The following is a 23,832-nucleotide window of genomic DNA, read 5'->3' on the forward strand; positions in this document are numbered from 1 at the left end:
TGTGCCAAAGTTTTCTTTAGAAGAAATTTAAATAACTTTGATAAAGCACAAAGCCCAAAATCAGGCTGAACCAGACCGGTAGTTTTGAGCGTAGCAGGGCAATCATCACCGCGACAAAAACCAGGTCGGAGCCATAACTAAAATAACGTTGTGAAAGATCCAGCAATAAATACAGCAATAGCCCCACCACCGCAGCATTGATGCCCATCACCGCCTGATGAATATGGCGCTGCTGCATCAACCACGACCAGTAAGGCAAAGTAGCAAAGATTAGGAAAAATGAAGGTAAAAAGATTGCACAAGTCGCTAGCACGGCATTCAGCCAGACATAAGGCGTCCAAGGCAGCAAGGCACCGATATAACTGGCAAAACTGAATAAAGGCCCTGGCATCAGCTGGGCAAATGCATAGCCAAGATCAAAAGACTCTGCACTGACTAAACCGGTGATGACAAAGTCCTGATGCAGCAAAGGCAGAATCACATGACCGCCACCAAACACCAGCGAGCCAGTCTGATAAAAATTGGAAAAAAATTGCAGCTCTGATTCACCCCATAACTTGCCTGCTAAGGGCAGCAGCACAAATGGGAGGATAAATGCCAGCAGCCAATAGGGCGCAGCGGCAGATCGAATATAAGGCGAGCTGATTGCCGTTTTGTTAATTTCTTTGGGTTTCGAATCTGATTGGGAAAAATGTCCAGCCATGAGTCCACAGATTGCGCCCAGCATAATCACCAGAATCTGATTAAAACTCACTGAAACCACCATCAACAATATGACAGAGAGGATTAAGACAGCGTATTGCCAAGCCGATTTACAGAAGCTTCTCAGCATTTGCCAGAATGCCCAGGCGATTACAGAAAATACAATTAACTGGATGGTATGAAAGCTGTTTGAGTTTAAAATATGAAAATAGCTTTGACCCAATAACGCCACCAAGGTCATCAGAATCATTGAGGGCAGGGTAAAACCCAGCCATGCGATCATGGCACCAGTATAGCCCCGTTGCAGATAACCGATCGACAGCCCCACCTGACTGCTGCTCGGCCCGGGTAAAAGTTGCGCCAAAGCGACCAGTTGACTGTACTGGGTGTCATTCAACCATTGCAGTTGGGTTACAAATTTTCGGTGAAAAAATACCAGATGTGCTGCCGGACCGCCAAATGAAATGCAGCCCAGTTGCAGGAAAATCAGGAAAATCCGATACAGTGAGATTGAAGGCATACAGTTATGGGAAAAATGAAGATAAAGTAGCTGAACTGTATGACAGTTTTACGAAATTCTACAGACTATTTATGCATGTGTTTATACACTATGCTGCTTTAGATTAATGAGGACATTCTCTGCATGCAGAAATATGTGTTGAGTATGGTGATACTGGGTACATTTGGCCTGAGTGCTTGCCAAACGACCCCCATGACAGCCCAAGCGGCGACCAGTCATCTGCAACCTGCTGCACAACGCGGAGAAGCTCAGGCGCGTCCAAATCAAATTGATTTTCAAAAGATCAAGCAAACCCAACAGCGTCCGGTAGTTGCTTTAGTCCTAGGCAGTGGCGGTGCGCGTGGTTATGCGCATATTGGTGCGCTGGAAGTACTGGAGCAGGCGGGTATTCAACCAGATTTTATTGTCGGAACCAGTGCGGGCAGTATTGTGGGCTCCATTTATGCGAGTGGCAAACCGGCGATTGAACTGCGCAATATTGCTCTCAGTATGCGACCGAATGATGTCCGTGATATTAAACTGGCCAGAAAAGGCTTCTTTGATGGCAAGAAAGTTGAAGATTATGTCAACTTGCAAGTCGATCAAACCCCACTTGAAGCCATGAAAATTCCGATGTTTGTGGTGGCCACAGCGCTGAAAGAAGGCAAGAAAGTCGTCTTTAACTATGGCAATACCGGACAGGCAGTACGTGCTTCAGTCTCGATTCCGAGTATGTTCATTCCGACCATCATTCAAGGTAAAGAATATGTAGATGGTGGTCTGGTCAGTCCGGTGCCGGTCGATGTGGCACGTGAGCTGGGAGCCGACATTGTGATTGCGGTGGATATTCTGGCACAACCCATTCATACGGAAACCAGCAATGTCTGGGGACTGTTTAATCAGAACATTAATATTATGCAACAACATCTGGCGCATGAAGAGTTAAAGCATGCAGATGTGGTGATTCAGCCGGACTTACGCGAAAAAGGTCATATCTTTGATGTCCGTGGCAGGGAACTCACCATGCAGGCTGGTGCCGAGGCGACCCAGTTAAAGTTGATGGAAATTTCACAAGCCTACCAAAAACATGATTATGCTCAAGGACATCGGATTCCACAGTTTGTGGTACATGAACATCAAGCTCAATAAATCTTTTTTTTGAATTTTCTGTTTATTCCTATATCGTAGGACTGCGGTATAAGGATATCCAATCAAGAGTATGAAAGATCATCGGCTACAACACTTAACTGATTGTTATAAAAGATAAGATAATTGCCTATGTATATCAGTCAATCAGAATTATCGCAAAAGATAAAATTAATTTTAAACATAACAAATTGAATTATAAATATATTATTTTAAATAATAAGCCTTATTCGTCCTAAATTAAAATTTTAATATTATTATTCGTATACTTAAGTTGATCAAATATTCAAAAGCATCTGTGTTCATGCCAGAATGCAGTTTGAAAAGATCACTACACAGATGTAGACATCATGATGCATATTAAAATTGGACAGCAGGTCAAACTGGCACAATTCGAACACTATATTTTTACAGTGACCGCGACCCATCAGGATGGTTCTTTTACCGTTGAAACGACCTTGGATGGTCAACAAATTTTAAGTTATCAGAACGTGGCGCAGGAAATGCTCAGGCCAGTGATGCTTTAAATCACGCAGAGCCTTTTTATTTTCCTGAATTATTTTTGTTCAGAGCTTAAAACAGTGAAAAATTCTCAGTTGCTGTGTGATCAACCCCAGATAAATAAGTGTTGATTTATTGGCACTTAACTTTCTAACTGAGATTTTAAGCAATTAAATATATTTTTTTCTGTATGAATACATTTTCTATATCAATAATTGTGATGCTTCATTTGCCGAATTGAACATTTTATTCATGTTAAAAACGCTATAATAATAAACGATAACCTTGTCATTCAAAGAGTTCAAAGAAAACGATGGCCCCTTTAGATCAAATTGCAGCAGTGTCGGATGACCAGTCAGAGTTAACGATGTCAGTTCTCATGACGCCAGATATGGCAAATTTTTCAGGAAATGTTCATGGTGGAACCATTCTGAAATTATTGGATCAGGTGGCGTATGCGTGTGCAAGTCGCTATTCGGGTAGTTATGTCGTGACCTTATCTGTAGACAAGGTGAATTTTAAAGAGCCGATTCACGTTGGTGAGCTGGTTACCTTTCTGGCCAGTGTGAATCATGTTGGCCGTACTTCAATGGAAATCGGGATTCGTGTAGAAGCCCAGAATATTCAAAAGAGAACGGTACGTCATACCAATAGCTGTTATTTCACCATGGTTGCGGTGGATGAAAATGGTAAACCAAAACAGATTCCAGCTTTGAACCTGGACAATGACTGGAAACGTTGCCGTTTTGAAGCAGCAGAACAGCGTAAAGTCGCGCGTTTGCAAGAAAATCATCATCCTTCATGCAGCATTTATAAAAAGACTGCACAGAGTTAAGTTAAATCGTGATTGAGAAAAGACCTTCATATGAAGGTCTTTTTTTTGCATCAATTTCAGTTTTTCACTGGAGCTTTGTTATTTTTTACCCTAATATAAAACGATACGTATCGTTTCGATTTTTAGATCTTAAAAGTTAAGTAGAAAAATATGAGCAGTGATGAAAAAAGTTCCCGACGACAGCAGTGCATTTTACAGGCGGTCGCAGATGCGCTGGCAGAATGTGAATATCATCAGCTGACGATTGAAGATGTAGCGGCACGTGCCGGTGTTGGCAAGTCCACGATTTATCGATGGTGGAAACATAAATCGGAACTGGTGCTGGACACTTTCAAACAGCATACAGCTTCGGTATTTGAGCTGGATACCTCTAAAAGCCTGAAAAGCAATCTCATTCAACAACTCGGTTCTTTATCTCAAGCGCTGAATCATCCGGTCGGTCGGGCTTTGCTGGTAGTGATTGCCAATCACCGCGAACTGGCAGGTGAGTTCTTTCAGCAATATCTCTTGCCACGTCGGCAACAGACCCATCAACTGATTCAGCAAGCGATTGAACGGGGAGAAATCCGCGCTGATTATCCTTTTGATTTGATGCTGGATACCTTATACGGCCCGATTCATTACCAGATCATTTTTTTCAACCGGATTCCAGATGAACACTATATCCAGAATCTGGTCGAGTTGGCCTTGCATCCGGTCACTGTTCAAGCCTGAGTTTGTGCTATTTCCCTACAAATTTTAAGAGTTGGTGATTATGTCAGTTAGCGCTGAGCGGTTATGGAATCGCTCATTTATCTTGTGCTTATTCAATAATTTTTTCCTGTTTGTTTATTATTTTGCCTTACTGACCATCTTGCCGATTTACATCATGAAAGATCTGGGCGGTTCGGTAAAAGAAGCAGGTCTGGCGCTGACGCTATTTTTGGCCTCTTCGATTACGGTTCGGCCATTTTCCGGCATGATCATCGAAAAGCTCGGCAAGAAAATCTCGATGCGTGGTGCAGGCGTGATTTTTGCCTTATTTGCCTTTAGTTATTTGCTGGTGGATAGCATGTGGTCGCTGTTGCTGGTGCGTTTTTTACATGGCATCTGGTTCAGTATTTTGACCACGGTGGCAGTACCCGTCGCCAATGAATTTATTCCTGAACAGCGCAAAGGTGAGGGCATGGGTTATTTTGTCATGTCGACCAATCTGGGTGTGGTGTTTGGCCCCTTGCTGGCGTTGACCGTAATTCAGTTCACCAGCTTCAAAGTCTTATTTGGCATTCTTGCCATTATCATTTCTTTGGGACTCATTTTCTGCTGGATGCTCAAAATCACAGAGTTACCAAAACCTGAAGCCATAAGTACAGGGAAAGCCAGTTTGAGCTTGCAGGATATCCTGGAAGTCAAAGTTCTGGCGGTAAGTTTTGTGGCTTTATTAACCGCTTTTGCCTACTCGGGCATCATGAGCTTTATTACTGCATTTAGTGAAACCAAGCAGCTTTTGGGCTATACCAGCGTATTCTTTATTGTCTTCGCTGCATCTATGTTGCTGGTCAGACCTTGGGTCGGGAAAATTTATGACCGTAAGGGACCAAGTGCGGTTATTTATCCTTCATTTATTTTCTTTGCCATTGGTCTGGTGATTGTCAGCCTGATTTCCAATCAATGGATATTATGGTTGTCGGCGGTGTTTATTGGGATCGGTTATGGTTCACTATTCCCATGTTTGCAGACCTTGGCCATTCAGTCGGTCGACAAACAGCGTATGGGACATGCGATTTCAACCTTCTTTACCCTGTTTGATCTGGGTTTAGCGATCGGTTCCGTAGCCATGGGAGTATTGATTGCCTATTGGGGCTTTGAAACTACTTATGTTTTGAGTGCCGCACTCGTCATTGTGACGATATTGGTTTATCGTCAGTATGTTGCCAAAAAGCAAAATAAGCGCCCGGCAAGTTTGGAGTTATAAAATGGAATTAAGGCATTTACGTTATTTCGTTACGGTGGCGCAGGAACTGAACTTTACCCGTGCCGCGGAAAAATTAAATACGGTACAGCCTTCATTGAGCCAGCAAATCAAGGATCTGGAACGTGAGGTTGGCGTACAGTTGCTAGAGCGGAATAACCGTAAGGTCGGGCTAACTGAAGCTGGACAGGCGTTTTTAAAAGAAGCTTTACTGAGTCTTGAGCATGCAGAGCGCGCCATTCAGACTGCCAGACAGATCGCCAATGCGCAGCAGGACCAGCTGAATATCGGTTTTGTCCCGGTCGCGGAAATGAAAGTCTTTCCTTATATCATGCCGAATATCCGCGCGCATTTTCCTGAACTGAAAGCACAGTTTCACAGTCTGACCGATGCAGAACAGTTTAGTGCTTTAAGAAATGGACAGATTGACATTGCCTTTACCCGATATCCAGGGCAGTTGAGTGAGTTTGATTCGATCCGCATTTTTGATGAGCCTCTAACCCTGATCGTGCCGAAAGATTCCCCGGCTGCGGCCTTGTCCTATGTCAGTATCAAGAGTTTTGAAAATCAGGACTTTGTGATTAGTGGTGAGCAGTCCTCACCGCAACTGCATAAGCTGATTCAGGATTTTTTTAAACAGTCCAAATTAAAAGTGAATGTGGTGCAGTATTCCACCAATATTCTGCTCAATGTCAATCTGGTGGGAATGGGCGTGGGCTGGAGTCTGGTGCCAGCCTATGTGATTCCATTGCTCGGCGATAATATTGTGGTGAAAAAGACCCTAGAACCGTTACCGATGATTGGACTGTATGCCAATTATCGCAAGGATCAAAAACATGTGGTGATTGATCTGATTTTGAAAGTATTAAAAGAAAAGTTTTGTGTGGATCTTTTTTAATATTTAAACCTTCAATCTGCCCATCTAAAAAGCCGTGCGACAGAAATGATCTGTAGCACATCCTTTTAAATCGGGACTGCAAATCACTTTATACTGAACCTCTAACAATAAAAACCGGTTGAAGCAGGATGATGAAGCTCTATAACAACCCACAATCACGTGGCTTGACCTTGTTGCCTTTGCTGAAAGAATTGCAGATTGAAGATCAGATTGAGCAGGTGGAAGTTGCCTATGAGCATATGCATCAGCAGGCGTATACACGGATCAATCCGATGGGAAAAGTTCCCTGTCTGGTGGATCAAGGCGTCATTATTTCAGAAATGGCCGCCATTTTTATCTATCTGGCAGATAAATATCGTGACAAAGGATTGGCACCTGCTTTGGATGATCCGAAGCGTGGGGCGTATTTAAAATGGATGTTTTTCTGTCATGGACCCTTCACCGAATATATCGATATAAAAAATTTGCAGGTGTCGCCAGAAAATATTGAAAAGAACCGGAGAAGTTTAAGTTTTGGGAATGAAGCAGCCGTATTTGATTTCCTGCAACAGGGCATCGGGCAGGCCAGTCCCTATCTGCTGGGCGAAAAAGTCTCCGCGGCGGATCTCTATGTGGCTTACTGTTTGATCTTCGCGATCTCTGCGAAAATTTTACCGGCATTTGATGAGTTCAGACCTTTTTTGCAGCAGATGGCTCGTCGTGATTCCCTGAAAGATATCCCGTGGTTTCAGGAATACCGAGTCTAATTCCTCGGTCTATATATTGTCCGGAATATATAAAAATAATAAAAAAAACCACGCCGAAGCGTGGTGAAAGGTGACTCTAATATTATTTCAGGTAAAGCTTTTTAAACAGTTGCTGGCTGGTGCTTTCCATCGATTGAGGAATGGCCAGCGCAGCCACGAAACGGTCAGGACGCAAGATCACAACTGAATCAGACGTGTTGCCAAACCACGAGCGGATATCTGTGCCGATATCACCAATGGTGATGACATCTTCATACTGTTTACGCTGGCTATTTTGCAATTGCACCGCAGGAATTACCTGAATGAATTTCACGCCCAGCGACTTCCACTGTTGCAACGTATCTGGGCTCAGACCCCATTTCGGATCGACACCCCAGGCAATAATCGCAAAATCATTGCCGATCACTTCATCCAGTAATACGGTTTCACCCGAAGCCAGCTGAACCTGAGGCTGGATAAACATTTTGCCGACTGGAGAGTTCTTGGCTCCCTTGCTCAAAAGTGCGCCGTCATGATATTTCGGCATTGGTTTGAAGCGCATTTCCAGCAGATACTGCTTGATCGGTTTGATATAGTTCAGGGCATAGGCAATGCCGTCACGAACAAAACCTTGCCATTTTTTCGGTGGTGCCAATACGTGACCTGCCATCACCGACAGGTCAATCATCGCCTTGGCATGGTCTTTACGTTCGATCTGATAAGAATCTAAAAGTGCTGGGCCAGCTTTGCCTTGAACAACCAGCGCCATTTTCCAAGCCAGATTAAAGGCATCACGCATACCGCTGTTATAACCCTGACCTTGCCATACCGGCATAATGTGCGCTGCATCACCGGCAAGTAAAATACGGTCGACACGGAACTTGTCGGCAATACGAGCATTATGGGTATAGACACGCTGACGGATCACTTCGATACCATCTGTGCTTGGTAAAACCTTAGAAAGAAGTTTGGCAATATTTTCCGGTTTGCTCAGTTCTTCCTGCGTTTCACCCGGCATAACCATAAATTCAAACCGGCGAATACCATGTGGCAATGCGGCTGATACATAAGGACGAACAGGATCACAACATAAGTAAATATGTGGTGTAGCAAGCGGATCATTCTCAAGGTCAATCACGATCCATTGATTCGGTGCGGTTTCACCTTCAAAGGCAATGCCCAGGTTGCGGCGCACATAAGAATTACCGCCATCACAGGCAATCAGATATTGAGCGCGGATGGTTTCTGCATCGCCCTCTTTATTTTGCAGATTGAGTGTTACGCCGTCAGCATCTTGACTAAACTGGGTCAATTGACGAGAAAATAGCACTTGGGTGTTTTTATATTGCTTTAAGCCTTGCAGTAGGACGTTATCGACTTGTGGCTGAATAAAGGCATTACGGCGCGAGAAACCAAACTCACGTGTTAAAGGCTGAATATCTGCAAAACAGCGACCTTTAGGCGTCAAGAAGCGCATCGCATGATTCGGAGTGGTATGCGGTAAGACTTGATCGACTAAATCCAAAGATTGAATGGTACGTAAGGATTCATCATCGATTCCAATCGCACGTGGATAATCAATCAAACTATCCAGTTGCTCGACAATCGTGACAGCTACGCCTTGCTTGCTCAGATAGTTGGCAATGGTTAAGCCTACAGGGCCAGCGCCAAGGATTGCCACTTCAGTAGTGTAATTAGTATTGCTCATAGCGAATGTCCACTCAATCGACTTGCATTTGATGCTATTAAGGGACAGTTAGAAGCCAGAAACAAGTTAGGCGATAGTAGCTTAAGTATATGGATAATATTGGATTGAAATAGGTGGTTTCTAAATAAATAATTGATTTTAATTATAAAAATAATAAAAATTTGATAGCCTGTATTAATTCTATGATCAGTTTTGACTATGGTGATAAATAGATTTTATGCAATAAAAATGCTGAACCAGCATCAAGCATGATTCAGCATAGAATAATATCGGGGGCAGTATAGGACAAAGCCTACTGGAGAATTACTGTCCCTGATATCTTCATTGAAGGATTAAACGAGTTGTTCAATCACTTAACGTGCAGCAGGTTTTGCAGGTGTCGTAGTTTCCGCAGCAGCTTCAGAGGCAGCAGGCTGCTCTGCAGATGCGCCTGCAACAGGAGCATTCGATTCAGGTAATTCCTGGGTAGTCACAATCACTTTTTCTTCTGCAGTGGTGGTTTTCGCATCTGTAGTTTTACTATCAGCAAAACTGGTGGCTGCAGCAGCAGTAAGCGTAGTGGCAAGTAAGATTTGTGCATATTTCATTTTTGGCATCCTTTTATTCATGTCATGTAATCTGCCGAGCTGACCATCACATCAATTCGACAGATGCCCATCCTAAGCACTGAAATTTTACTGAGCAAATCAATTAACAAAAGCGACACGCAGGGAATAACCCAGCAGATACAAAACTGAGAAAGTTGTTTTATTTCTGTTAATTATGCGGAGTTTTATTTAATGAAAGTGTGTGTGAATATTTCAAGAATCCAATTTGAAATAAAAGTTAACATAGAAAATTGGTAATTTGGGATCATTCCATTAATTTTTATCTCTGTGATTTTCACGCCGTGTTTGCGAAGAACACGCATTTTAAAGTCACACTGTGCTTTATAATGCAGAGTATTGCTATTTCTATTCAATCTCTTGAGAGTCGATTTTGAAAATTCTGTCAGCGTCGCAGGCTATTCCTGTCCATATCATTTCCGGATTTTTGGGTGCAGGTAAAACCACACTACTCAAACATTTATTACAGCAAAAACCGGAACAGGAAATCTGGGCTGTGCTAATGAATGAATTCGGCCAGATTGGGGTAGACCAGCAGTTATTGCCGCAAGATCAGGGTTATGCGGTCAAAGAGCTGTTGGGTGGTTGTCTATGTTGCAGTAGCCAATTGCCGATGCAGATTGCCTTGTCACGCCTGCTGTCAGAAGTGAAACCGGATCGTCTGTTTATCGAACCTACCGGACTGGGGCATCCTGGCCAATTACTGGAACAGCTGACCGAACCGCACTGGCAGAGTCATTTAAACATGCAGGCATTGGTCACAGTGGTAGATGGTTCACGTTTGCATGATCGAGACTGGACTCAGCAAAACCTGTACGCAGACCAACTCAAGGCAGCGCATATTGTGGTGATTTCACATACTGACTTGATGACAACCGCAGACCACGCAGCACTCACGCAACTTCAGACAGAATATCAACCTTATGCCCAACAGTGGTTGTTCACCGAGCATGGACAACTCGATATCGAACTGATCAAGCAGGACTATCGGGGTTCCGCCCGTCAGATTCAGCCTTTGTTAAAACAGCAACAGATCACCCGTTCAGCAGATACGCCCTTAGTGATTCAGCAAATGCCTTATCATTATGTAGAAAGCGCGCCGGGTTATCAGGTTGCGGGCTGGAAATTGCCAAAACGCTGGCAATTCAATTTTTATGATCTGCTGGATCTGCTCTGTGAACAAAAAGACTGGCTCAGAATCAAGGGAATTTTTAATACGGATCAAGGCTGGAAAAGCTTTAATTTTAATCCTGAGCAGTTTAATTATCAGTCGGCAGATGAAGGCATTGATAACCGGGTAGAAGTGATTTATCAACAGTCACGGGATTGGCTGGCCTTTGAAACTGCCCTGATGCAATGTCGTATGGATCCAGAGAAATAATGGTACTGTTTCTAGTGCGCTGAATGAATTATTGGCCTAAATCTGTTCAGCAAAATAGCGCTAAATCTTATATGCTAGGCGCCAAATTTGAGGATTATGTGATGGCGTTAAAAGCGACGATTTATAAGGTTGATTTGAATATTGCGGATATGGATACGCATCGTTATGAGGATTATCAGTTGACGATGGCGCTGCATCCATCAGAAACCATTGAACGCTTGATGGTGCGTATTCTGGCCTATGCACGCTATGCCGATGAAGCGCTGGAATTTACCAAGGATCTGTTTGAAACCGATGAACCGGCACTCTGGGAAAAGGATCTGACCGGGCAACTGGTCAAATGGATTGAAGTCGGTAGCCCGGACGAAGATAAAGTCAAAAAGGCCAGTGCGCGTTGCAAGCAGGTCGCAGTCGTCACCTATGGTTCTGCGGTGGATGAATGGTATAAGCGCAGCAGCAAATTAAAAATCTTAAAAAATGTGGAAGTGTGGAAGTTATCTACCGCAACCACCGACGCATTGCCACAGTTATGCGAACGCACCATGCAGTTACAGCTCAATGTGATGGATGGTGAATGGACCTTGATTGGCGATCAGGGCCAGGTGCTGGTGGAGTGGGAACAGTTACAATAAGGCCAAATAAGGATGCAAGTCTGGACTTGTATCCTGTAGCTCAAATTGCGTATATCTGAGGAATAAGAATACGCAGGGTTGCACCATGTACCATGAACTTTATGATTTACTGCTAGCTGTCGCGATTGGCGCAATTATTGGTGCAGAGCGTGAGTATCACAGTAAATCTGCTGGATTGCGTACCATGATTATGGTCAGTCTGAGTTCCTGTTTATTTACCATTATCTCCCTGAAAATAGGCGTGGCCAATCCTGACCGGCTGGCCGCCAATGTCTTGACTGGGCTGGGTTTTCTGGGCGCTGGTGTTATTCTGAAAGATGATAACCGTATTTCTGGAATTACCACCGCAACCACCATCTGGATGACAGCTGCACTTGGCATGGCGGTCGGTGCAGGCTATGAACTCTTAAGTATTTGGGCCACTTTTATTGTCATGGCGGTGCTGGTTTTATTGATGTATGTCCAGCGCGGTATCGAATCTCTGAATCAGGAACGCAGCTATGAAATCGTCTGCCCATTTGATCAAAATGATTCCAATCACTACGAAATGCTATTTAAACGTTATCAGTTAAAAGTAGTGCATTCCTCACAAAAAAAAATTGAGCAACAGATTGTCGGACGCTGGATTCTGATGGGTTCAGCCAAGAATCATCAAGAATTAACCCAGTATTTACTCAATGACAAGAATATTCAGGAACTCAGCTTTTAACCCATCAATAGCCCAGACTTAAAAATATAGAGCATTCCGGTTTATACTGAGCTTTGAATTTTATGCCCCTCTCAGGTAAATAACCATGATCAACGAACTTGAAATTATTGATTTAAAAGTAGGCGAAGGTAAAGAAGCGGTGAAAGGTGCCCTAATTACCACGCACTATACCGGCTGGCTGGAAGATGGAACCAAGTTTGATTCTTCTCTTGACCGTGGTAATTATTTTGAAACTGTCATTGGCACAGGTCGTGTGATCAAAGGCTGGGATCAGGGGATTCTGGGAATGAAAGTTGGCGGTAAGCGTAAACTGATGGTGCCTGCACATTTGGCCTATGGCGAACGTAAAATGGGTAAAGTCATTCCAGCCAATTCCAACCTGATTTTTGAAATTGAACTGTTTGACGTAAAAACACGTGATTAAAATGATTTAACTTGCTGAATATAAGTGATATTTTTTATTTAAAGATATACGCTGGTTCCGGTGCAGCCGCTTCAAAATAAGCTGTGCCGGAGAAGCTACAAAAAACATCTAAAAAGATTTGAAATCAAAAATATTCCTTGTAAATTATAAGAATAATAAAGAATTATCTTGAGATAGAACGTATTTGCATAACTTGATAAGGAATGTCTGTTTTTTTGTATTTGTCTGGGCCTTTAGCTGCATGACTTGGATCACAAGTTCAGCAATCGCCCATGATGAACTCCCGTCGCCGTCATTTCAGCAGCAATCTCACGACCATATTACTGAAGTCCATTTTACCGAACATAGCTCTAGTTCTTTGCAGGGAAAATGGCTGTTTTATCCGAGCCAGTTTATTATTCAGCCCAGTCCTGTACTGCAGTCAAAAACAGTTGAATTACCAGCCTCTTTTAAAACTCTGGCGGGTTCAAATTCTGGCTATGGTACCTTTATTGGCTATTTTAAAATTCCGAAAGAATTTCTCGGGCGACGCATCGCGATTCGGATTCCGACCCAATACGGTGCCTATCGGGTATATGTCAATGGACAGTTTATTGTCCGGCTCGGAGAAATCAGTACCACACCTGAAAAACAAGTGACTGAAAAAGCACCGCGTATTGGCTATTTTGTTCCAGACACTGAATATATTACTTTAAGCATTCAGGCCTCAAATTATACCCACTTGCATGGCGGTCTCGAGCGACCGATGCAGATCGGCGTTGCAGGTACCATCAATCGCCAATTCCAGCAGCTCATGATGACTATTGCCATGGTTTGCGGCGCGGTACTTGGGGTGGGAGTGTTTACCATTCTATTTTCGGTATTCCGGGGATCACGAGAACGTAACAGTAAAAGTATCTTTGTTTTTGGCTGGTTTATTGTCTTTTTGGCCCTGCATAACCTGTTTTCTGCACCTTATGCCTATTCGGTATTTACCAATATCAACTGGCTGTGGGGAACCCGCTTAGAGTATCTGTTTACTTTTATTGCTGCCTTCTTTTTTCTCAGTTATATGCATCTGTTTAACCGGCGCTATTTAAATCCGGTGATTTATTATATCGCGGTGGCATTACTTGTCTTTAACATTATTTTTACCCTATTTTCACCTCCTGAGATATTCGAACGTCTGGCCCTATTTAGTGCAATTTTTGCCTTGGTCATCATCGGTAATTTTATTTACGGCTTTTATCAGACCTTACGTTATAAAGAGCATTATTCGCGTTTAAATCTGATTGCGATTATTTTCCTTTGTGTCACCTTTTTGAATGATTATCTGTTGCTGATCAATGTAATTAAAACCACGCATCTGTTCTTTATCTCCACCAGTATCTATGCCTTATTAATCATGTTTCAGCAGTCCCGACATTATGCACATCAAACTTATGAGACTGAACAGCTGAACCTAAACCTGATCGCCCTCAATAATTCGCTCGATCAAAAAGTCAAAGAACGTACTCAGCAACTGCATGAAGTGAATGTCAAACTGGAACAGCAGATGAATATTGATGCACTGACCGGAGCTTTTAACCGGCGTGCCTTAAATCATGAAATCCAGCAGCAGTTTTTGCAGACCCAACAGCAGCCGCAACATACCTTGATTTTTGCCATGCTCGATGTCGATTTTTTTAAAAACTATAATGACTATTATGGCCACTTAAAAGGCGATGAAATCCTGAAAAATCTGGTCAGGATTATTCAAGCTGCTTTGCCACCGTCTGGCTATTTGGCACGTTATGGTGGTGAAGAGTTTGCGATTCTGCTCACTGGAATGCCGGTTCAAACTGCCCTGCAAAATCTGGAAAATGTATTAAACCAGATTCGGGAACAGCGTATGGAACATCTGAATCGGCCAGATGGGAAAGATTATGTTACGGTCAGTATGGGCGCGGCCTGGGTTGAACAAAAACATGGCTATGCAGATATTCATGAATTGATGAAAGCGGCAGATGTGCAGCTTTATGCCGCCAAACAGGCAGGGCGTGATCAGTTAAAAATTGAAAAAGAGGCCGATTAAAAAACATATTTATACAGATAACGCGATTCATCTTCTGACTCGGCAGAATGTGGATGAAAGCCGCAGTGCTGATAATAACTTAAAGCAGTTTGGGTAGACTGTATTTCAATCTGATGAATTTTTTTCTTTAATAAAGCGTGATGCATTTGATGAAATAACTGGGTGCCAAATCCCAGTCTTTGGCAGTGTTGGGCCACATAATGCATCCGGATTTCTCCAGCATCACTGACCAATAAGAAGCCGGCGACCTTGTCATACACGAGATAAACCCAGCAATCGTTATACAGCATATCGACAATCAGGCTGGCATGATCAAATTTTTCGAGCCAGGTCTGAATTTTGCTTTCTTCACGCTGATGATCTAGTACACAAGACTGAATGCTGTCATGAATGACCTGAATAATTTGAGGTATATCTTCCACCCTCCCTTCACGAATCATACTCTTATTCATTTTCTCGAACATTTACAGGGAAGGTTTATTGGATAAAAAAGAAGAGGGTAAAAAACAGAACAATATTGTAGTTTTTTGAGAATGTTTGCTGTGATTTTTCCAGGTGAAGATCGGTTCTGTTACTGATTTGTCCTGTTTGTTTATCTCAAGTTCTTGAATCTCATTACAGAGTTAAAAATAAAAAATCAAAGTAAATCAATTTTTAAATAAATTGAAGTTTGAATCTGGGCACAAATGAGCAAGCAGAGAAGATAAAGAGTAAAAATAAGCCTCAAGTTTGCACTGTATAAAAAGTAGACGTATGCTGAGTCAAAAGGGACTATTCAAATGAATCTTGATCCTATAACCATAAAAATAAAATTAGTCACATGAGATCATCAACCATGCTGAAATTACTGCTGTTGTTATGTGTTTTATTCATGTTGAATGCTGCCTGGATCGTAGGCATAAAGATCTATAAAGCTCAGCGCCATCTGGCGCGTCAGCGACCAGAAAAACCGGCACAGATTTCCAGCATGACAGAGCAAGAGATCATCGAACAAGAGCAGCAAGTACATCTGGTGGATGCTTATGAACTGGAACTGTTTGACGATGTGGCACAGCTATTCTTTCAACGGCAAGTGCATATTGAGAATCGGGCACAGGCCGAACAATTACAGCAAGAACTATTACAAAAAATGCCGATGCACAGTGGCACCCAGATTCGTCAGATGGATTTAGGGGAATGGTCTATTTTCTGGAATTTTTATGATCAGTCACTGGAATATTATGTCGGTCGCTATGGCGTATTCTATGCACATGTCGACCGTTTTGGAGAAGAGCACCGGCATGAAATTCGCAGGGAACTTTTGCATTCTGACTGTGCTTAGAACACCACTTTCAGTCATTCTGTACGATTGAAGATCTCAGACTACGTACTTAAGCCATTGCAATTCAGAAAAGGTATCTCATGCCTTAGCTCAGATTTTTTCTGCCGCTTGGCGGAAATAGCCCATATAATTTATCTCCTTTAAGCCATAATCTTGCGCTAGAAAAACCTCAAGACTCGCGAGTCGTATCCTCGAAATAGTCATTTAAAATGTACGAAGTCTGGCGAGCAATGATCCGGACTAAAAAGGCAGAAATACTATGATCATTGATTTTCATCAAGCACAATTACAGAAGTTTATTGCTCTGGCGATGAAGATCCAAGCTGAGCCTGAACAGTATTTGCAGTTTGATTCGGTCTCGGATTTTTATAAGGTTGACTGGTTGCAGGATTTTCCGGTTGGTACAGAATACTATATTTCCGGTCTAGATGATGGTGCCGATGAGTTTCATGCCGTGATTTATTATGGCGAAGCGCAGCTACAGATCAGCTGTGGACAGGCACAGCTTTCAGTAAAACTATGTTGCAAACATTGACCGGGCTGTCGGAATTTCCCGATAAAAGAATAATGACATCCGCTATAAAGTTGATATAAATTGCAGAGTCATCTCTGTATCTGATTTTTATTCGCATCAGCCGAGAGTGGCATAGGCGAATATCGTAATAAAAATAAGGAAAAAATAGCATGGCACATCAGTTCACCGTGAAAGCAATTATCAATGGCGTGTCTATTGATGAATTTAAGCGTTTGGCCAATGATATTCGTTTGCATGAGGCAGTTTGCCATCGAATTCCTGCGCAAAACTTGGAAATCCTTGTTTCGGAAAAGCAGGGGCATATGTATACCCTGAAACGCGCTTATAATCTGGATGTTAATATTCCGGATATCGCAAAAAAATTACTCAAAGATGCCTTCCGTTTGCAGCGTACCGATGTCAGCGATCTGAATGAAATGACTTCGACGGTACAACTCGGTGCGAACTTGCCGATCGAAGCCATCTGTCAGCGTGCAGTTACCGGAGATGAAGACCAGATCCAGTTTCAATTAAACTGGACAGTCAAAGTCAAAGTACCTTTGCTAGGTGGCATGCTAGAAAAGCATGCTGAAGGTGAGATTCGTAAATTTAGTGAAATTGAACTCAGCATTGTCGAAGATGAATTGCGTAAGGGTCTCACCGCTTGAAGCAATCAAAAAGTGTGATTGACCTAATTTAAAAGCTGGTCATGTATACACCTGGGTGGTGGTAGTCATTTGGGCGGTAGATCGCCATTTTCAGTGTACTGCCACTATCTAAGAAACCCAGCTTAATTACTGATAAAGTTTGCCGTCACATTAATGCTGATGGCCAGAATGGTGGTATTGAATCCGTAGGCCAAAAGCAAATGTAGGGTATTGAGAACCCGCATGGATTGGCAAGTAATGGATACATCTGCAGTTTGCGCAGAAGTCCCGATAATATAACTAAAATATAGAAAGTCTGGATAAGTCGGTCTGGTGGTATTGGGGAAATCCAGTCCACCTTGTTGCTGTTTGTCGAGCGCCAAATAAAAGTCATGTGCATAATGAATTGCAAAAATCGTATGCATCAAGAACCAGGCTGAAATAATGGTCAGAACTGACAAGATTAAATGACCGGTTCGGATGGTAGTATCTTTAGGTAAGTGATTAATTTCAATAATAATCGCTATAAAACACATGATGAGGGTGGTGATCACCAGAAACAGAATGATCCATTTGCTGGCATCCTGTTGCATGGCGCGTTGCAGGATATGAGCATGATCAATACGCCAGAGTTTTTTATGGTCAATAATAAATAAACGTAAATTGCGATATTCCAGCTGATCAACAGGCAGCTTGACCAGCTCAAAGGGGTGAGGGCTTGTAAAACCAGATAAAATCCAACGATTGCTGGGAAAATAATAAAGAAATACAGACGGGATTGAAGTGCCGTTTTTATAGATTGAAGAAACTGCATCATGTCATTTATATTTATTTTGCTGATTTCTCAAGATCCTAGCACAGAACCGTTTGCAATAAAGAAGATTGCAACGGTCTGAGTTATTTCCTCTACGACATTTCATCCTAAAGGTGTCGAACTGATTCGAGTTGAGTCATTTGACTGCGCGGATCGCGTAGCAGGCGTCATTATCTCAATAGATTTTTTCTGAACTGATGTTTAAACGGATTGAGCGGGTTGTTGGATTGCAGTGCCATAAGCAAAGACTTCCACCATGCCACCTTGCATACCGAGTTCAGTCGTGCTGAGCCGAATGCCCATAATCTGAGTCGCACCAATTTTTTCGGCTTCCAGTTTTAAACGTACAATCGCTTCACGTCGTGCGCGTTCTACTACACTTTCATAGCTGGTCAGACGGCCACCCAGCATATTCTGCACATTGGCAATCGCATATTTAAAATAATCATGGGAAATGACCACATTGCTGCTGATCATCTGTCCGGAATATTCAGACACAACGAAGCGGCTATTGTTCACCCGGATATAGGCCAGACGTTGTTCCTGTTCATCCAGATAACGAAAATGTTTACGTTCGTTATAACGACCAAAGCCGAAACCGACACTAAACAGAATGGCAAAAATGATGATCTGGAGAATTAAACCATCCATGTTTTAATCTGCCTGCGGAAAAGGGTCGGGCAATTTTGGCATGATCGGATCAACCACTACGGCTGTCCCATAAACAAAGAGTTCAGAAGCACCTTGGGCAATATTAGAGGTCGAGAAACGTATGCCGACAATTGCATTGGCACCCATGCTGCGGGCTTTTTCAATCATGCGGTTCATGGCTTCCTGACGGGATTCTTCCAGCAGTTCAGTATAGGCGGTAAGCTCACCACCGACAATATTTTTCAGGCCGGCCAGTAAGTCACGTCCGACATGTTTGCTGCGTACGGTACTGCCATACACCACATCAATTTGCTGGCGAATGGTATGTCCCGGTACAGATTCCAGATTGCTAAGTAACATGTGCATGTTTTCTAAATAAATCGCTAGTCTATGACAATAGGAAAACTGCCTTGAAAATGCAATAAAAAAAGCCCACTGAAGTGAGCTTTTCTTGATCTATCTGGAATTTATTGCGCTGGTTGTTCTGCCGCACGGCGCTGTTCAGACACAGACGGTGTGTTCAGCAAGGTATCCGTCGTATTGACTTTCAAGCCGCCCCCCAGGGTTTTGTAGACTTCAACCTGATTGTTCAGATTGGCCTGTTCAAGCAATAACAAACCTTGTTCTGCTGCATAAGACGCACGCTGTGCATCCAGTACAGTCAGATAGCTGTCAATTCCGGCGCGGAAACGTGCCTGTGACAAGCGATAGGTGGTGTTGGTTGCTTCGACCAGACGGCGCTGAGCTGCAAGACGGTCACCAATATTCTGACGTACTGCCAAGGCATCATTCACTTCACGGAAAGCAGTCTGAATCGACTTTTCGTAATCTGACAAGGCAATTTGCTGATCGGTTTCAGAAATACGGATATTGGCCTGACGGGTACCCCAATCAAAAATTGGAATATCCAGACTCGGACCAAATGACCAGGCAAAACTACCTGATTTAAACAGGTCGCCTAAATCAGTAGAGGCATAACCTGCTGAACCGGTCAAACTAATTGTCGGGAACAGACGTGCACGTGCTGCCGCAATATTGGCACCTGCCGCAGACAGGCGGTATTCTGCTGCACGAACATCTGGACGGTTGATCAATAGATCACTTGGCAAGCCTGAACCCAATGCAGTATTGGAAGTGATGCGGGTCACGCGTTGTGCTGGTAATAAATTCGCAGGCACTTGCTGACCGACCAGCAGGTTTAACAGGTTTTGTGCCTGTGCCACCTGAGTGCGGTAATTCGCAACATCATTACGTGCTGTTTCAACCGAAATTTGCGCCTGACGCACTGGAAGCTCGCTGTCGATCCCGACATCAAAACGTTTTTTGTTCAGATTAAAAGATTCAAGCTGAGCTTTCAGCGTTTGCTCAGCCAAAGCCAGATTGGCATTGGCAAACGAGTAGCTGAGCCAAGCCTGAGACACCTGACCAATTAAGGCAATTTGCGTCGCATCTCGAGCACTTTGGGTCGCCAGGAAACTATCCAGCGCATTGTCACGCAAGCTGCGGACACGTCCCCAAAAATCCAGTTCATACGCAGTTACACCCAGTCCGACATTATAAGTCGTCACTGCACCGCGATTCTGCGAATTCATGGTGTCCTGGCGCAATACGCTACCACTGGCACCAATCGTCGGTAACTGGTTGTTTTCAGTAATCTGATACTGTTGCTGAGCTCGTTGAATATTGAGGGCAGCAATACGCAAATCACGGTTATTGTTTAATGCCAGATCCAGCACCTGTAACAGGCGCTGATCGGCAAAAAAGTTTTTATAACCTTGTTCTGCTACAGAAGTACCAGACGCATTGGTATAGCTGCTCGGGATATCTGCCTGCGCAACCGGCTCTGGACTGCGCATACTTTGACAGGCTGTCAAAGCAAGCGCAAGGGCAGATACCGCAATGCTACGACCTGTAATAGACCATACATTTTGCATTACGACTTATACTCCTGATTTTGTTGTTTTGGTTTGTATTTAAAGACACTTCGAATCCACACGTAGAATACCGGGATAAAGAAGATACCTAACAAGGTCGAGCTGATCACGCCGCCGAGTACACCATAACCGACTGAGTGCTGGCTACCTGCACCCGCACCTGAAGCCAGAGCAAGAGGTAATACACCAAAACCAAAGGCCAATGTGGTCATGATAATTGGACGTAAACGCATTTTTGCCGCATGCAAGGTCGCTTCAAATAACTCTTCACCTTGTTCCTGCAATTCTTTCGCAAACTCGACAATCAAGATCGCGTTTTTCGCAGAAAGACCAATCACGGCAATAATCGCTACCTGGAAGTAAATGTTATTCGACAGGTTTGGATTTTGCAGCAGCACCATTCCACCAAAGGTGAGTAATAATGCACCGAAAATACCCAATGGCACCACCAGTAGAACCGAGAACGGAATCGACCAGCTTTCATACAGGGCTGCCAGACACAGGAAGACAATCAGCAGTGACAAGGCATACAGGAACGGAGCTTGCGCACCAGATTCACGCTCTTCCAAAGATAGACCTGTCCATTCGAAATCGAAACCTTGCAAGCCCATTTCTGGTAACTTCGCTACAATTTCTTCCATGGCCACCATCGCATCGCCCGAGCTGATACCCGGAGCAGGTGTACCCTGAATGTTCATGGACGATACGCCGTTATAACGCTCAAGACGTGGAGAACCGTAGGTCCATTCGCCTGTGGCAAATGCCGAGAATGGCACCATTTCACCGCGATTATTACGCACATACCATTGATCCAGATCTTCCGGCATCATCCGCGAGCCAGCTTCACCCTGAACATAGACTTTCTTGACACGACCACGATCAATGAAATCATTGATATATGAACCGCCCCAAGCAATACCCATGGTGCTGTTAATTTCGGCAACGCTGACACCCAGTGCACCTGCTTGCGCATGATCCACAATGACACGGTACTGAGGAGTATCTTCCTGACCGTTTGGACGTACGCCTGCCAGACGCGAGTCTTGTGCTGCTAGACCGAGAATCGTATTACGTGCTGCCAGGAGCTGGTCATGACTTTGACCACTTGCAGCTTTGAGCTGTAAGTTAAAGCCAGCCGACACACCCAGTTCAGGCATTGCAGGTAATTGCAGTGGCATAATGTAAGACGCATCTTTGACAATCATGTTTAGCGCCATACCACGTTGAATAATGGCACCGACTTGAGATTCCGGACTGTGACGCTCTGACCAGTCTTTCAGTTTAATAAATGCCAGACCTGCGTTTTGTCCAACACCCGTGAAGGAGAAACCTGCCACACTAAAGACAGACTCGACATGCTCTTTCTCATTTTCTAAGAAATAGTTGGTCATAGTGCTGACCACTTTGTCGGTACGTTCCAAAGTTGCATTTGGCGGTAACTGAACCAGCGTCATGACCACGCCCTGGTCTTCATCCGGTAGGAACGAAGAAGGCAGTTTCTGGAACAACAGCACAATAATACCCAGTACCACGGCATACACCACGCCTGAGAAAATCTTGCTGTGAGTCATGCGGTTGACGCCGCCCTGATATTTCACAGAAACCTTGTCAAAACTGCTATTAAACCAGCGGAAGAAACGTGCAAAAATACCATTACTTTCCGGCTTGTTCGGATCATGCTGTTTCAGCAGGGTCGCACACAGGGCAGGGGTGAATGTTAAGGCAACCACCAGTGACAAGACCATCGCTGTTACCAGCGTAATCGAGAACTGGCGATAAATGACCCCGGTGGTTCCACCGAAGAATGCCATTGGAACGAATACTGCCGACAACACCGAGGTAATACCAATCAGTGCGCCAGAAATCTGTTTCATCGATTTTTCAGTTGCAGCCACCGGATCCAGATGTTCTTCCACCATGACCCGTTCGACGTTCTCGACCACAACAATCGCGTCATCGACCAGAAGACCAATCGCCAACACCATGGCAAACATGGTCAGGGTATTAATCGAGAAGCCAAAGATGTTAATGACGGCAAATGTACCTAATACAACGACTGGAACCGCCATGGTTGGAATGATTGTGGCACGCCAGTTCTGCAAGAACAGGAACATGACCAGGAACACCAGAATAATCGCTTCGATTAAGGTTTTAACTACACTCTTAATCGACAGTTCAATAAATGGTGTTGTATCAAACGCCAGTTGGTCGACCATGCCTTGCGGATAGTTCGGACGTAACTGTTTTAAACGCTCTTCAACCGCTTGTGCGGTATCTAGGGCATTGGCGCCAGTTGCAAGTTTAATTGCTACACCACCAGCCGGTTTGCCATTAAATTTAGAATCGAACTGATAGTTATCTGCACCGAGTTCAACTCGTGCAACATCACCTAAGCGAACCTGTGCACCAGAAGTGGAATTTTTCAGGAAGATATTACTGAACTGTTCCGGCGTTTGTAACAGGCTTTGCGCTGTTACCGTCGCATTCAGAACTTGTCCTTGAACTGCAGGCGCACCGCCGAGCTGACCTACGGCAACCTGTGCATTCTGGGTACGGATTGCAGTAGCAATATCACTTGGCGTTACTTGCAGGCTGGCCATTTTGGCTGGATCCAGCCAGATACGCATCGCATAAGAACCACCAAAGACCTGAACTTCACCAACCCCGGCCACACGGCTTAAAGGTTCAGAAATATTCGAGTTCACATAGTCTTTGATGTCATCTGCGGTCAGGCTGCTATCAGGTGAATAGAATGCCAAAACTTGCAGGAAGCTGGCACCCGATTTGGTCACCCGCACACCCTGACGTTGTACATCTTCAGGCAGCAGGGCAGTCGCAGACTGTAATTTGTTTTGAACCTGAACCTGTGCGATATCAGGATCGACACCCTGGTCAAAGTTTAAGGAAATAGACGAAGAGCCATTACCCGCACTGTTAGACGAGATATAGCGCAAGCCATCCATACCGTTCATCTGCTGCTCGATGATCTGGGTCACTGTATTTTCAACAGTTTCAGCAGATGCACCCGGATAAGTCGCAGAAATCGTCACGGTCGGTGGCGCGATGGTCGGATATTGTGCAATCGGCATTTTGCTGATGGTTAAAATACCCGCCAGCATAATCACCAATGCAATCACCCAAGCGAAAATCGGGCGATGAATAAAGAATTGAGCCATGAACCA

The 23,832-nt window shown here is 43.9% G+C and carries 23 protein-coding genes and 1 pseudogene; 15 read left to right on the forward strand and 9 right to left on the reverse strand.

Features of this window, described 5'->3' with window-relative positions; genetic code table 11:
* Nucleotides 1-16 precede the first annotated feature (16 nt).
* Nucleotides 17-1,222 carry a chromate efflux transporter gene (chrA, locus tag NI466_RS00230; RefSeq protein ID WP_253172339.1) on the reverse strand — a complete coding sequence of 402 codons (1,206 nt, stop codon included), beginning with the start codon at nucleotides 1,220-1,222 and terminating at the stop codon, nucleotides 17-19.
* A 123-nt stretch (nucleotides 1,223-1,345) separates the two neighbouring features.
* Here chrA and NI466_RS00235 point away from each other — a divergent pair, with 123 nt between their 5' ends.
* The 7 genes from NI466_RS00235 to NI466_RS00265 all read left to right on the forward strand — a co-directional run bounded on the left by NI466_RS00235 (nucleotide 1,346) and on the right by NI466_RS00265 (nucleotide 7,278).
* Nucleotides 1,346-2,350: a patatin-like phospholipase family protein gene (locus NI466_RS00235; RefSeq protein ID WP_004645821.1), complete on the forward strand. Its 1,005-nt coding sequence runs from the start codon at nucleotides 1,346-1,348 to the stop codon at nucleotides 2,348-2,350.
* Between the two features lie 347 nt (nucleotides 2,351-2,697).
* Nucleotides 2,698-2,874: a hypothetical protein gene (locus tag NI466_RS00240; RefSeq protein WP_004731959.1), complete on the forward strand. Its 177-nt coding sequence runs from the start codon at nucleotides 2,698-2,700 to the stop codon at nucleotides 2,872-2,874.
* A 287-nt stretch (nucleotides 2,875-3,161) separates the two neighbouring features.
* On the forward strand, nucleotides 3,162-3,683 hold the full coding sequence (locus NI466_RS00245; protein ID WP_004280680.1) for an acyl-CoA thioesterase: 522 nt from the start codon (nucleotides 3,162-3,164) through the stop codon (nucleotides 3,681-3,683).
* A gap of 150 nt (nucleotides 3,684-3,833) precedes the next feature.
* Nucleotides 3,834-4,397, forward strand: a complete 564-nt coding sequence (locus NI466_RS00250; RefSeq protein WP_005106275.1) for a TetR/AcrR family transcriptional regulator — start codon at nucleotides 3,834-3,836, stop codon at nucleotides 4,395-4,397.
* 40 nt (nucleotides 4,398-4,437) lie between these two features.
* Nucleotides 4,438-5,637: an MFS transporter gene (locus tag NI466_RS00255; protein WP_253172341.1), complete on the forward strand. Its 1,200-nt coding sequence runs from the start codon at nucleotides 4,438-4,440 to the stop codon at nucleotides 5,635-5,637.
* 1 nt (nucleotide 5,638) lies between these two features.
* On the forward strand, nucleotides 5,639-6,532 hold the full coding sequence (locus tag NI466_RS00260; protein ID WP_005104032.1) for a LysR substrate-binding domain-containing protein: 894 nt from the start codon (nucleotides 5,639-5,641) through the stop codon (nucleotides 6,530-6,532).
* 131 nt (nucleotides 6,533-6,663) lie between these two features.
* Nucleotides 6,664-7,278: a glutathione S-transferase family protein gene (locus NI466_RS00265; RefSeq protein WP_253172480.1), complete on the forward strand. Its 615-nt coding sequence runs from the start codon at nucleotides 6,664-6,666 to the stop codon at nucleotides 7,276-7,278.
* Nucleotides 7,279-7,360: 82 nt separating this feature from the next.
* On the opposite strand, the gene NI466_RS00270 is transcribed toward NI466_RS00265, so the two are convergent.
* Entirely contained in the window at nucleotides 7,361-8,965 is a 1,605-nt protein-coding gene (locus NI466_RS00270) for a bifunctional 3-(3-hydroxy-phenyl)propionate/3-hydroxycinnamic acid hydroxylase (protein ID WP_253172343.1), read from the reverse strand.
* 353 nt (nucleotides 8,966-9,318) lie between these two features.
* The gene (locus NI466_RS00275; RefSeq protein ID WP_004645811.1) at nucleotides 9,319-9,552 is read right to left on the reverse strand and encodes a hypothetical protein; all 234 of its coding nucleotides are present in this window, start codon (nucleotides 9,550-9,552) and stop codon (nucleotides 9,319-9,321) included.
* A 391-nt stretch (nucleotides 9,553-9,943) separates the two neighbouring features.
* Between NI466_RS00275 and NI466_RS00280 the strand changes: the two genes are divergently transcribed.
* The 5 genes from NI466_RS00280 to NI466_RS00300 all read left to right on the forward strand — a co-directional run bounded on the left by NI466_RS00280 (nucleotide 9,944) and on the right by NI466_RS00300 (nucleotide 14,769).
* Nucleotides 9,944-10,951, forward strand: coding sequence for a CobW family GTP-binding protein (locus NI466_RS00280; protein ID WP_253172345.1), 1,008 nt, complete (start codon nucleotides 9,944-9,946; stop codon nucleotides 10,949-10,951).
* Nucleotides 10,952-11,052: 101 nt separating this feature from the next.
* A complete protein-coding gene (locus tag NI466_RS00285; RefSeq protein ID WP_026055736.1) occupies nucleotides 11,053-11,583 on the forward strand; it encodes a YaeQ family protein in 531 nt (176 codons plus the stop codon).
* A gap of 85 nt (nucleotides 11,584-11,668) precedes the next feature.
* A complete protein-coding gene (locus NI466_RS00290) occupies nucleotides 11,669-12,292 on the forward strand; it encodes an MgtC/SapB family protein (RefSeq protein WP_253172346.1) in 624 nt (207 codons plus the stop codon).
* A gap of 85 nt (nucleotides 12,293-12,377) precedes the next feature.
* Complete coding sequence (locus NI466_RS00295; RefSeq protein ID WP_138742988.1) at nucleotides 12,378-12,716, forward strand: FKBP-type peptidyl-prolyl cis-trans isomerase; 339 nt, start codon at nucleotides 12,378-12,380, stop codon at nucleotides 12,714-12,716.
* 241 nt (nucleotides 12,717-12,957) lie between these two features.
* Nucleotides 12,958-14,769, forward strand: coding sequence for a sensor domain-containing diguanylate cyclase (locus NI466_RS00300; RefSeq protein ID WP_253172348.1), 1,812 nt, complete (start codon nucleotides 12,958-12,960; stop codon nucleotides 14,767-14,769).
* Here NI466_RS00300 and NI466_RS00305 read toward each other — a convergent pair.
* Nucleotides 14,766-15,233, reverse strand: coding sequence for a GNAT family N-acetyltransferase (locus NI466_RS00305; RefSeq protein ID WP_354268362.1), 468 nt, complete (start codon nucleotides 15,231-15,233; stop codon nucleotides 14,766-14,768). The genes NI466_RS00300 and NI466_RS00305 overlap by 4 nt on opposite strands.
* Before the next feature lie 371 nt (nucleotides 15,234-15,604).
* On the opposite strand from NI466_RS00305, the gene NI466_RS00310 reads away from it, so the two are divergent.
* The 3 genes from NI466_RS00310 (at nucleotide 15,605) to NI466_RS00320 (ending at nucleotide 17,272) form a co-directional block, all read left to right on the forward strand.
* Nucleotides 15,605-16,090 carry a hypothetical protein gene (locus NI466_RS00310; RefSeq protein ID WP_253172351.1) on the forward strand — a complete coding sequence of 162 codons (486 nt, stop codon included), beginning with the start codon at nucleotides 15,605-15,607 and terminating at the stop codon, nucleotides 16,088-16,090.
* Nucleotides 16,091-16,349: 259 nt separating this feature from the next.
* Complete coding sequence (locus NI466_RS00315; RefSeq protein WP_129716285.1) at nucleotides 16,350-16,625, forward strand: hypothetical protein; 276 nt, start codon at nucleotides 16,350-16,352, stop codon at nucleotides 16,623-16,625.
* A 149-nt stretch (nucleotides 16,626-16,774) separates the two neighbouring features.
* Nucleotides 16,775-17,272, forward strand: coding sequence for a DUF2505 family protein (locus NI466_RS00320; RefSeq protein WP_004280652.1), 498 nt, complete (start codon nucleotides 16,775-16,777; stop codon nucleotides 17,270-17,272).
* Between the two features lie 122 nt (nucleotides 17,273-17,394).
* Here the strand turns inward: NI466_RS00320 and NI466_RS00325 are convergent.
* The 5 genes and pseudogenes from NI466_RS00325 to NI466_RS00345 form a co-directional block, all read right to left on the reverse strand.
* Nucleotides 17,395-18,068 (reverse strand): annotated as a pseudogene (locus NI466_RS00325) (DUF1345 domain-containing protein).
* Nucleotides 18,069-18,266: 198 nt separating this feature from the next.
* Complete coding sequence (locus NI466_RS00330) at nucleotides 18,267-18,716, reverse strand: YbjQ family protein (protein ID WP_253172353.1); 450 nt, start codon at nucleotides 18,714-18,716, stop codon at nucleotides 18,267-18,269.
* Nucleotides 18,717-18,719: 3 nt separating this feature from the next.
* On the reverse strand, nucleotides 18,720-19,076 hold the full coding sequence (locus NI466_RS00335; protein ID WP_005104015.1) for a YbjQ family protein: 357 nt from the start codon (nucleotides 19,074-19,076) through the stop codon (nucleotides 18,720-18,722).
* Between the two features lie 107 nt (nucleotides 19,077-19,183).
* Nucleotides 19,184-20,650 (reverse strand): multidrug efflux RND transporter AdeIJK outer membrane channel subunit AdeK, encoded by a 1,467-nt coding sequence (adeK, locus tag NI466_RS00340; protein WP_253172354.1) that lies wholly within the window; start codon nucleotides 20,648-20,650, stop codon nucleotides 19,184-19,186.
* The gene (locus NI466_RS00345) at nucleotides 20,650-23,826 is read right to left on the reverse strand and encodes an efflux RND transporter permease subunit (protein WP_253172356.1); all 3,177 of its coding nucleotides are present in this window, start codon (nucleotides 23,824-23,826) and stop codon (nucleotides 20,650-20,652) included. The genes adeK and NI466_RS00345 overlap by 1 nt, the downstream gene beginning before the upstream one ends.
* Nucleotides 23,827-23,832: the final 6 nt, after the last annotated feature.

It is taken from the genome of Acinetobacter lwoffii, assembly GCF_024129595.1.
Classification (GTDB): domain Bacteria; phylum Pseudomonadota; class Gammaproteobacteria; order Pseudomonadales; family Moraxellaceae; genus Acinetobacter; species Acinetobacter lwoffii_O.